Annotated in this window: 2 protein-coding genes; both read right to left on the bottom strand. The window is 67.1% G+C overall.

What is annotated here, in order from left to right:
- Positions 1 to 1,353 (bottom strand): efflux RND transporter periplasmic adaptor subunit, encoded by a 1,353-nt coding sequence (locus ACP7BV_RS05465; RefSeq protein ID WP_426102299.1) that lies wholly within the window; start codon positions 1,351 to 1,353, stop codon positions 1 to 3.
- A 15-nt stretch (positions 1,354 to 1,368) separates the two neighbouring features.
- The gene (locus ACP7BV_RS05460) at positions 1,369 to 12,057 is read right to left on the bottom strand and encodes a DUF4347 domain-containing protein (protein WP_426102297.1); all 10,689 of its coding nucleotides are present in this window, start codon (positions 12,055 to 12,057) and stop codon (positions 1,369 to 1,371) included.
- Positions 12,058 to 12,092 lie beyond the last annotated feature (35 nt).

The raw sequence follows: 12,092 nt of genomic DNA, 5'->3' as shown, positions 1-12,092 counted from the left end.
TCAGTACCCGATGCCCTGGCGGATCGCGGCCAGCGGGCGGCGTACGATCCAGTAAATCAATGGCACCCGTTGGCCGCCCAGCTTGGCCGTGCCCTTCAGGCCGACCCGCTGGGTACTGGCGCCGGCGAGCCTGGCCCGCACGCGGTAAGCATAGCCGCCGTCGGGCCGCTGCACGGCGTCAAATGCAACGTAGCGCACGCGCGCGGCCACGGGATCGAGCGGACTGGCGTTCAGGTACAGCGTTACGGGAGCGGCGTCGGCCAGCGGAATGGCGTCGCCCAATGCCAGCCAGGCTTCGACTTCGACGTCGCCCGGGGTGGCCAGGCGCATGATGCGCTCGCCTACCGTGACCGGGCGCCCGATCCATTCCGATGCGTCGTCCAGCAGCACAATGCCGTCCTGCGGCGCCAGTACGCTGGCGCGCTCCAGCTGGCCGCCCAGGTAGCCCACTTCGGCGCGCCGTTCTTCGGTCTTGGCCGCCAGCATGGCCAGCTGGGATTTGCTTTTACTGTCGCTCAGCGCCTGTTGCGCCGCCTGGCGGTATTCTGCCTCGGCGCCGGCCAGGCCCTGGCGCGCCACTTCGAGGCGGGCCTGCAGCGGCGCGTCATCAAAGCTGAACAGAATTTGTCCGGCCTTGACGGCTTGATTCGGCTTGACGGCAAAACTGCCGATCACCCCTTCGAGCGGCGCGCGGATGATGGCCGGCTGGGCCGGAACGAGTTCGCCCGGGGCGAGCACGGTGAGCCGCACCGGCAATGCGCACAGCAGTAGTGCGCCGAGCAGCAGCAGCAGGCCGCGCCGCCGCCACCACGGGCGCTGTGAAGTGGCCAGACGCGCACCGACCCCGGTTCCGCGCCACGACCACGAAGCGCGCGCGCGCGCGGCCCACGCGTGCTGCCAGATGCGCATCCATTCGGCCAGCAGCGCGATATCGATGGCTTGCCACGGCGTCTCGCGCGCGAAAAGCCAGCCGCCGGCCTGCTCGCCCGGCAGCGGCAGCCACAAGCCAAAGGCAGGCAGCCAGTCGGACCATTCGGCTTCAAGGCTTGCGGGCAGGGTGGCGTGGCCGACGTTAGCCGGCTCGCCACCGGCGGGGAGACTGGCGCACACTTGCTGCAGCCATTGGGCATAGGGCGCGTTCGCTTCAATCTGCACCACGCCCGACAGGGCCTGGACGCCACCGTCGGCCAGCCAGAATGCGCCCTGGCGGTATGGCGCCAACGCGTGGCTGTCGTTGACTGCCAAAAAGGCGAGCACCGCCTGATCGGGCGCCTCGCGCGCCCGGCGCGACAGGTCGAGCAGCACGCCAAGCGAGGCTGGCGCGATTTGCAGTTCGGCGTGGTCAGGTGTCATGAAAGCATTCTGGCATCATGCAGCCTTGCGCGGCAATGGTATCAGGCCCGCCGGGCGCTTTGCCGCCTGCCGCAACTGCTCGGCCAAGCCCTGGCGTCCCACCATTTTGTTGCCGACCAGTTTAATGCGGAAGATGGTCTGGGCGTGTCGCCCGTCCATATCGATGGCCTTGATGGAAATGACCAGCTCACCGCCAAGGCCGGCCGGCACCGTCCCCTCGAAGCGCCCGGTGGTGGCGTCGAACCTGAGCCAGGACGGCAGCGGCTCGCCCGTACTTAACGTAGCGACCAGCTTGACGCTTGCATTCACGTCCGTGTGCATGAAGGCGTCGGCGGGAACCTGAAAGCTGATGTGCGCATCCTTGAGCTGGTCGAAATCCTGGTCCGGCACGCCGCGGTACAGCACCAGCGCCGGCTCGTTGGACGGCATTACCACTACCTGGAACGCATCTTTGCCGCGCACCGTCAAAATTCCGATAACGTCGCCGCTGGCCCCGGCAAGGGCGACCGGCGCCGCGCCCACGACCAGTTCCGGCGCACTTTGCAACGGGTTGCTGATATCGTCGCCGATGCTGCGCACGCCCGGCAGCGGGGTGTCGATCGGCAGCGCAGTGTCGACTGCCGGCGCATCCGGCTCGGGCAACGGCGCAGCCGCAACTGGCTCGGGCTCGGGCTCGGGCTGGGTTACCGTTGCTGGCGTCGGAACCTGCGGCACGGCGGCAGGCTGCGCCACCGTCAGTTCTGCTGTGGCGATGTCGGCCCGGCTGTTGCCTGCTGCGTCGGTGAGCACGGCGCTGACCGAATATGTACCCAGCGCCAGCGCGTCGGCGGCCGGGATGGCCAGTGTCCAGCTGGTGCCTGCACGCTCCAGCTGGCCGTCGCCTTCAAGGTAAGTGACGCCGTTGACAATTACGCTTAGGCGTTCGCCGCCGTCCGGCGCGGCGCTGCCGCTGATGACAGGCGTCCTGGTAAAGACGGTTTCCGGGTTCACCAGCGGCGCCGCCGGCGCCGTGGTGTCGAGCGTCACGGCGAGCGTGGCGCTGCTGGCCGAAACATTACCTGCGCCATTGGTGCGCGTGGCCGTCAAGTTGCTGACGCCTTCGCCCAACGTGCCAATAGTGACGTCGACAAAGCCCGCGCCGGCGTCCTGCTCAGACAGGGTCACGCTGGCAATGACAACGCTGCCCGAGTACAGCGTGACCTTTTCGCCGGCGCTGCCAGCCAGCGTTACCCGGATCACCGGCGCTGTGGCGCGGGTCACGTTGTCGGTGTCGCTGCGGCCCGAGTCCGAGCTAGCCAGCATGTCCAGGCTTGGCGCAGCCGGGGCGGTGTCGCTGATGTCGGCCACAGTCACTGTCACGCTCTGCTCGGCCGCGTTGCCGCTGGCGTCAACGGCGCGGACCTGCACCACGTAGCCATTGTCCGCGCCGGTGTCGGTCGGCGCCTCGAAATCGGGGGCGGCGAGAAAGCGCAACGCACCGGTGGCGGCATCGATTGCAAATTTGGCGGCGTCGGCGCCGCCGGCGAGTGACCAGGTCACGCTTTCGCTCGCCGTCAAGCGCATGACGGCGCTCGTGTTTTCATTGATGGTTTTTGCCGATGCCACGGCGCCGGCGCTGCCGCCTGGCGCCGTGATCAGCGGCGCGCGCGTGTCAGGGATCGACTCGTCCACGTCCGCTACCGTGACGGTAACGGTCTGGAATGCCGCGTTGCCGCTGGCGTCAATGGCCCGTACCTGCACCTGGTAGCTGTTGTTGGCGTCGGCGTCAGCCGGGGTCTCGAAATCCGGCGCGCCAATAAAGCGCAGGGCGCCACTGGCGGCATCGATCGCAAACAAGGCGCCATCGGCACCGCTGACGACGGACCAGGTGACTGTTTCGCTTGCCGTCAGGGTGGCCACGGAGGTCGCATTCTCACTGATCGTCATCGCTGACGTCACCGCGCCCGCTACAGCGCCTGGACCGGTGATCAGCGGGGCGGCTTCGTCAATGTCGGCGACCGTGACGGTGATGGTCTGGGTCGCGACATTGCCGCTGGCGTCGATGGCCTGCATTTGCACCACATAGGTGTTGTTTGCGTCGCTGTCGGTCGGCGTTTCAAAGTCGGGCGCGCTGACGAAGGAGAGGGCGCCGGTGCTGACGTCGATGGTGAATTTGGCGGCGTCTGCGCCGCCGCTGAGCGACCAGGTCACGCTTTCGCTGGCCGTCACGGTGGTGACGGCGGCGCTGTTCTCGTTGATCGTTTTGATGGCCGTGGCGTCACCCGCCGGACCGGATGGCCCGGTAATGACGGGCGCAGCTTCGTCAAGGTCGGCAACCGTGACGGTGATGGTCTGGGTCGCGGCATTGCCGCTGGCGTCCATGGCCTGCACCTGCACCACATACGTGTTGTTGGCTGCAACGTCTGTCGGCGTTTCGAAATCGGGTGCGCTGACGAAGGAGAGCGCGCCGGTGCCGGCGTTGATGGTGAATTTGGCGACGTCTGCCCCGCCGCTGAGCGACCAGGTCACGCTTTCGCCGGCGGTCACGTTGGCGACAGTGGCGCTGTTTTCGTTGATCGTCTTGATGGCTGTGGCGTCGCCCGCCGCGCCGGATGGCCCGGTAATGACCGGTGCGGCTTCGTCAAGGTCGGCAACCGTGACGGTAATGGTCTGGGTTGCGGCATTGCCGCTGGCGTCCATGGCCTGCACCTGCACCACATACGTGTTGTTGGCTGCAACGTCTGTCGGCGTTTCGAAATCGGGTGCGCTGACGAAGGAGAGCGCGCCGGTGCCGGCGTTGATGGTGAATTTGGCGACGTCTGCCCCGCCGCTGAGCGACCAGGTCACGCTTTCGCTGGCGGTCACGGTGGTGACGGCGACGCTGTTCTCGTTGATCGTCTTGATGGTGGTGGCGTCGCCCGCCGCGCCGGACGGTCCGGTAATGACCGGTGCGGCTTCGTCAAGGTCGGCCACGGTGATGGTGATGGTCTGGGTCGCGGCATTGCCGCTGCCGTCGATCGCCTGAACCTGCACGACGTAGGTGTTGTTGGCGCCAAAGTCGGTCGGTGTTTCAAAATCGGGTGCGCTGACGAAGGAGAGCGCGCCGGTGCCGGCGTTGATGGTGAATTTGGCGACGTCTGCACCGCCGCTGAGCGACCAGGTCACGCTTTCGCTGGCGGTCACGGTGGTGACGGCGGCGCTGTTCTCGTTGATCGTCTTGATGGTGGTGGCGTCGCCCGCCGCGCCGGACGGTCCGGTAATGACCGGTGCGGCTTCGTCAAGGTCGGCCACGGTGATGGTGATGGTCTGGGTCGCGGCATTGCCGCTGCCGTCCATAGCCTGTACCTTCACCACATAAGTGTTGTTGGCGCCAACGTCGGTCGGTGTTTCAAAATCGGGTGCGCTTATAAAGGAGAGCGCGCCGGTGCTGACGTTGATGGTGAATTTGGCGGCATCTGCCCCGCCGCTGAGCGACCAGGTCACACTTTCGCTGGCGGTCACGGTGGTGACGGCGGCGCTGTTCTCGTTGATCGTCTTAACGGCGGTGGCGTCGCCCGCCGCGCCGGACGGTCCGGTGATGCCTGGCGCGGTTTCGTCAAGGTCGGCAACCGTGACGGTGATGGTCTGGGTCGCGGCATTGCCGCTGGCGTCCATGGCCTGCACCTGCACCACATACGTGTTGTTGGCTGCAACGTCTGTCGGCGTTTCGAAATCGGGTGCGCTTATAAAAGAGAGGGCGCCGGTGCCGGCATTGATCGCGAATTTTGCCGCATCTGCGCCGCCACTGAGCGACCAGGTCACGCTTTCGCTGGCCGTCACGGTGGTGACGGCGGCGCTGTTCTCGTTGATCGTCTTGATGGCGGTGGCATCGCCCGCCGCGCCGAATGGCCCCGTAATGACGGGCGCGGCTTCGTCAAGGTTGGCCACGGTGACGGTAATGGTCTGGGTTGCGGCATTGCCGCTGGCGTCGATCGCCTGCACCTGCACGACGTAGGTGTTGTTGGCGCCAACGTCGGTCGGTGTTTCGAAATCTGGCGCGCTGACGAAGGAGAGCGCGCCGGTGCCGGCATTGATGGTGAATTTGGCGGCGTCTGCGCCGCCGCTGAGCGACCAGGTCACGCTTTCGCTGGCGGTCACGGTGGTGACAGCGGCGCTGTTCTCGTTGATCGTCTTGATGGCCGTGGCGTCACCAGCTGCGCCGGACGGTCCGGTTATGATCGGCGCGGCTTCGTCAAGGTTGGCCACGGTGACGGTGATGGTCTGGGTCGCGGCATTGCCGCTGCCGTCGATCGCCTGCACCTGCACGACGTAGGTGTTGTTGGCGCCAACGTCTGTCGGCGTTTCGAAATCGGGTGCGCTGACGAAGGAGAGCGCGCCGGTGCCGGCATTGATGGTGAATTTGGCCGCATCAGCGCCGCCACTGAGCGACCAGGTCACGCTTTCGCTGGCGCTCACGGTGGTGACGACGGCGCTGTTCTCATTGATCGTCTGGACAGCCGTCGCGTCTCCGGCGGCGCCCGAAGGACCCGTAATGGTCGGTGCGGTGCTGTCGGCGCCCGCCGCCGTGAAGTTCAGTGTGGTGGCATTGGCGATGCCGGCATAGGCATTGCCTGCGCTGTCGATGACGGCAGATGCGGCGATCTTGATGTAATACGACGCACCGCTGGCAAGGTCGGAAAATGGATCGACGCTCAGGCCGGTGGCGCCATTGAAGCTGACGCTGCCTCCCTGGTCGCCCGCGCCAGTGGCGACATTGAAGCTTTCGAGCAGCGTGCCGTCCGCCAGGTACAGGCTAATATAGCCGGCGCCGGCCTGCACGTTCCTGCTGAAAGTGAGGGTCAGGCTGGCGTTGGCGGTGACGCCGGTGGCGTTGTCGGCCGGGCTGCTGCCAACCAGCACTGGCGCACTGGCGTCGACGATGGTCATTGCGCGCGTGACGGTGGTGCCGGCGACGGTCGCTTCGAGCGTGTAGTTGCCGCTTGCCAGGGCGGCGGTGGCTGCCGTGGTCCACGCCCCACCGCCATTGGCAGCGAGGTTGAAGGCGGCAACCGTTGCGCCAACGCCGTCTTTTACCAGCACCTGCACTTGCGCGTTGGCCGTGGCGCTGCCGCTGATGCTGACGGTGTTGTCGGTGGTGACAAAATCAGCCAGCATGCCCGTGTCGACGCTGATGCTGTCGATCGCGATCAGTGCCGATTTGTCATGCGTGAAGCTGGTGCTGTCGGTATAAGCGTCACCGGCGATATCGGTCACCACTGCGCTCACGCTGATGCTGCCGTTGGCCATGCCGCTCAGGTTCAGCGGCGCCAGGCTCCAGGTGCCCCCGGCTTGCACGGTGACGGTATCGGTGATGGTGATGCTGCCGTCGGTGATGGTGACGCTCACGGTGCTGCCCGCGCCAACGTTGCCGGTGGTGCCGACAATGACGATGCTGTCGTCTTCGGTGGCATTGGCAATGCCGTCGGCGCCGACGCTGGCGATCGGGCTGGTGATGGCGATGGACGGCGCATTGGCGACAATTTCCAGCGGCTTGAGCACGCTGGTACTGTTGCCCGCAAGGTCAGTGCCGCTGGCGCGCAGGCCAAGCGTGGTGCCGGTCAGTTGCACGCCGGCCTGCACCGACCACTGGCCGCTTGCGTTGACGGTGGTGGTGTAGGTTTGCTGGTTGCTCCAGTCGCCATCGTGGTCAGGATCGACGTCGATGGTGATGGTGGAGCCGGGAGCCAGGTCGCTGGTGCCGGTAATGAGCGGCGTGGTGTCGGCGGTTTTGCCGTTGGTAGTAAATGCAATGGCTGGCGGCGTGACGTCGACCGTGAGCGTCTGCAGGTCGGCGGCGGCATTGCCGGCGGCGTCGCTGCCGGAAATGCGCAGCGGTGTGCTGCCGTTCAAGCCGCCGGCCGGGAAACTGCCGCTGGCCGGGGTGGCGCTGCCGGTGTCAACCGACCAGGCGCCGCCGCTGACGAGCGTCAGGTAGCTCAGTTCATAGCTGCCATTGTTGTCGGTGTCCAGGCCCAGCGTCAGCACGGTGCCGTCGGCGATGCCGCTGACGGTGCCGCCGATGACCGGACTGGGCGAGTTCGTCATGGCCGCGGCGGCGCCGCCATGGGTGGTGATGCCGACGCCGGCGGTGGTGTCGATGGTCAGTTCGAGCGTGGTGGGATCGATGGCCGTGCCGCCGCCACCGCGGGTGGTGGTGGCTGTCACGCTGTAGGCGCCGTCGGCCAGGGCGCCGGTGGTGATCGACCAGCCGGTGGCGCTCGCTGTCAGGTTGCCGTTGGCAAGCGAGTAGGTAACGCCGTTGACCACCACTGCAATGCTGTCGCCGCCAATTTGCGTCCAGCTTCCGGTAATGCTCGGGGTGTTGTCGTTGGTGGCGAGCGGGTTTACGGTGGGCAGGTTCAGGCCCGTGGCCGTGGTGCTGTTGCCATACGCATTGGTGGCTGTGGCCGTGATCCGGGCATAGGCACTTAGCCCAGCGCCGGGCAGGCTGCCGGTTGACGGCGTGGCACTGCCGGTGTCCAGGCTCCAGCTATGGTCAGCCTGCACCGTGGCCGAATAACTGAGGTCGGTGACGCCGTCGTTGTTGGTGTCGATGTTAATGAGCACGGGCGCACCAGGCGCCAGCGACGAGGTTCCCGTCAGCAGCGGCGTGCTGTCGTTGGCCAGGGCGGTAGTCACCACGGTGACCGTTGGCGCGGCGGCCGCGCCGGTCGTTTCAAAGCCCTGGCTGTCGCTGCCGGCGACGTTGGCGCGGCCGGTATTGGTGCTGACGGCCTTGGCGCCGGCCACGCTCACCAGCATGGTGCCGGCGCTGCCGGCAGTGGGCGTCACCGCCAGCGTATAGGTGGCGGCATTGACGACGGTGAAGCTGCCCTTGGTGCCATTGGTAACGTCCACGTCGGTGACGTCAAAGCCGCTGACGTTTTCCGTAAAGGCAAACGTGAACAGCACGGCGCCGGTGGCGGTGCCGGCCACGTTGTCGGTCACGCTCACGGTGGGGCTGGTCAGCGACAGCGTGGCCGGTACGGCGATATCGTAAATGGTCAGCGTGCCGCTTTCCACGGCCGATGCCTTGACCGTCAGCGGGCCGTTGACCAAGCCCTTGATGGCGGCGTTCGACAGGGTGGCGCTCCAGGCTCCGGCGGCGCTGGCCGTGGTAGAAATGTCGGCGAAATTGCCGTTAATGTCGGTCACGCGCACGCTTACCACCGGCGAACTGGCCAGGGTGGTGGTGCCGGAAATGATCACGCCGCCCGTCACTTCGCTGTTGATGATGTCGGTGCCGGCATTGAACGCCCCGACGGTGATGGTCTTGGTAGAGGCGTTGGCCGACAAGGTCTGGGTCCAGTTCAGCGGCTGGGCGATATTGCCGGCCCCGTCGATGGCCGTGGCCGCGACCTTGGGCACGACGCTGACCGCCGCACTGGTGGGGTTGCCGCTTGGCGCGTTCAGCAGCGCACCGGTGGTCCAGCGCCCGCTGGCGTCGGTCGTCACGTCCACCGTTTGCAGCGTGCCGCCAGCGGGCGTGAACGAGACCGCCAGCACGGTGTTGAGCAGGTCGCTGCTGCCGGAAATGGCGGGCGACGACTTCTTGATTTCGCTCGATGTCGTATTGAAGATTTGTGGCGCCACTTTGTCGTGCGTGACGGTGCTATTGGTGGCGCTGACGGTAGTGCCGTTCAGCGCGGCGCGCACTGTCAGCGTGCCGTTGTCGAGGGCAGACAGGTCGACCGGGGCCGCGCTGCTGGACCAGGCGCCGCCCGCGACGGCGACATTGGCAACCGTGACAAAATTGCCGCTGGCGTCGGTAATGGTCAGGGTCACGCTGCTGCCCCCGGTGGCGCTGCCGGTAAAGATGACGCTGTTGTCCTCCACCAGGTTCAGGAAGGTGGCGCCGGCGCCGCTGTTGTTGATGCCCGCCAGGCCGCTGGGCGAAGCGGTGCTGGTGATCGTGCCGATGGCGAGCGTTGGCGTGGTAATGGTGAGCACCTGGCTGTCGCTGACGCTGCCGCTGCTGTCGCTGGCCAAAATGCCCAGCGCGCCGACAAAGCCGCCGTTCGGACGCGAACCGGCAATGGCCGCCGCGCTGGCCGTGTCGAGCGTCCAGACGCCCGCGCCGTTGGGCGTGACCGAGTACGTCACGGCGTCGGACAGGTTGCCGTCGTTGTTGGGGTCGAGCCGCACGATGACGAACCCGCCCGCGTTTGACGAGGTGCCGCTAATGACAGGCAAGGTGGCGCTGCCGCTGGCACTGCCGTTGCTGGTCGGGTCGCCCGCGCTGTCGCCGGTGATGTCGATTGCCACCAGCGGTGAACTGGTGATGCTCGCCTCGAGCGTGGTGGTGTCGCTCACCGCCGGCAGGCCGGCGCGCGCGACGGTGGCCACCACTTCATACGAGGCGCCGCTGGCCAGCGCCGTGCTCACCTGCACGCTCCAGCTGTTGCCGCTGATGGTCGGCGTGCAGGCAACGCCATTTACCGTCACGCTCAAGCTGTCGCCCGGCACATTGGTCCAGGTGCCGCTCACCGTCGGGGTGGTGTCGTTGGTGCTGACAGCCGTGACGGTGGGCCGGTTCAGGGCGACGGCGGTGCTGCTGTTGCCGGCGCTGTCAGTGGCGGTGGCGCTGACTTTGGTGAAGGCGGGCAGGCCGCCAGACGGCATGCTGCCCGACAGCGGCGCAACGGTGGCGGTGTTGAGCGACCATGCACCGCTGGAGACCATCACCTGGTAGACCAGGTTGGCGGTGGCGGCCACGTTGTCGGTGTCGAGCGTGAGCGTGAGTAGCGCACCGTCGGCCAGGTCGCTGGTGCCGCTGAAGGTCGGCTTGCCGGTCACGGCGCTGGCAAGTTGCGCGATGCCGACCAGCGGCGCCGCTTTGTCATGCACGGCAGTGGCGCTGTCGACGGCGCCGCCGGCCGTGGCGGTGAAGCTGAGCGCGCCATTGCCCAGCGCCGACAGGTCCAGGCCGGCCGTGGTCCAGGCGTTGGCGCTGACGGTGGCGGCATCAATAAAGGTGAGCGTACTGCTGCCGTCGGTGGCGGTGATGGTGACCTTGACGCCATTGGCGAGCGCGGCCGTGGTGCCGGACAAGGCAACGCTGTTGTCCTCGGCGTCGTTAATGAAGCCGCCGCTGATCGGCTCGCCAATGGTGATGCCCGGCCCGGCACTGACCGGCGCGCTGGCCGACATGGGCGCGGTAAAGGCGCCCAGTTCGGCGAAGGTGGCGTTTTTGTCATAGCTGGCGCCCACCCCGTTCAGGTCGCCGTTGATGGGGCCGGTCTGGGTCTGGGTGAAGGAAATGTACTGCACCACCGTGTCCTTGGTAAAACCGGTGATGCCGGTCGCGCCGCGCGGGCCGTAGATGCCGCTGCGGTCCACCGGGGAGGGCTTGGCCAGCACGGCGGCCAGGTCGGCCAGCGGCATGCGCCAGCTGACAAAGACATCGGTCTTGCCGTCCCCGGCAATGTCGCCGGGCGTGCCGTTGACAGGGTCGAGCGTGGCGGCGCCATAGTGCGGATCGCTGGCCGCCGATACCGCCGTGACCGCATAATTGCTGGCGCTGAAAGCGTACACGCCGCCGTTGGCCAGCCAGCCTGCGGGCAGCGGGCTGGTGGAGGTGGTGTTGGGCGACATGTTCGCGCCCGTGCCCGGTTCATACAGTTTGACGGCCTGGCCGTTGTTGCGTCCGTCCACCGCCATAAAAATATCGGCGCGCCCGTCCAGATTGGCGTCCATGCCGACAATGGCCACGCCGCCAAAGTAGGTGCTGCTGGTCGGGTTGTCGATGCGCAGCCGGAACACCAGCGTGTCGTCGGCGGTGCTGACGGTGCCGTTGTCGTCGTAGGCGGCGTAGAGCGAACCGTGGGTGGCGTCGCCGACGATGTCGGTGTCGGCGGCGCCGGCCTGGCTGTCGCCGTCCGGATCACGGCCGGTGCCGTACATGATGGCGGTCCAGCCGCTGTTGCCCGACAAATTGATCTTGGCCAGCTTGCCTTCAAAGCCGGATAGCAGCGCGGCCGGGGCGAGCAGGGCGCCGTCGATGGCGCCGCTGGCGCGCTCGAGCTGCCAGTTGCCGCCAAAATTAGCGGCAGAGCCGGTGGTGTCGGTGCTGGCTGCCACGTCGGCCCCGGTGGCGCGGGCGATGGCGTCCACCAGCGCGGCGCCGCTGCTGCCTTGACCAATGTCGCAACCGTAGAGCAGCAGGTCGCCCTGCTCGCCCAGCGCGTGCCCGATGGTGGCCAGTTCGCTTGCATGTCCGGCCAGGTCGGCCTGCTGGTAAGTCTGGCCGCCGATGACGAGCGCGCCCACGCTGCCGTGGCTGACCAAGTGGATGGCGTCCAGGCCCGTGCTGCCTTGCAGGCGTTCGGCCATCTGCGCAAACGCGTCGCGCGCCGGGTCGAGCAGCACCAGTTCGATGCCGGTGCGCAGGCCCGCGGCCAGCGTTTGCCAGCCGGCGATGGTGGTGTCGATAAAGGCGATTTCATGGCGCTGGGGCGGCGCGGCCAGCGTTGGCAGCGTTGGCAATTCAAGCGTGGCGGCAAGCTCGGTGCTTGCCTCGCGCAGCGGCGCGGCATGCTCGGGCGCGTCGATCAGGGTCGCCATGGCGGCGCCGTCGAACATCAGGCGCGCCTCCAGTGCGAGCGGGCTCGGCTTGCGGCGCGTGAGGGTGCGCCGGGCGGCGGCCTGTGCTGGCAGGGTCGAAGAGGTCGGCGCTTTGGAGGTCATGGGCAATCCCGTTCTGGTTCTTTGATGAGGCGTTA

Source organism: Massilia sp. TSP1-1-2 (genome assembly GCF_049896185.1).
Lineage (GTDB): Bacteria > Pseudomonadota > Gammaproteobacteria > Burkholderiales > Burkholderiaceae_D > Telluria_A.
Note: the sequence above shows the minus strand (reverse complement) of the source record. Positions and strands in the feature narration are given on the sequence as shown.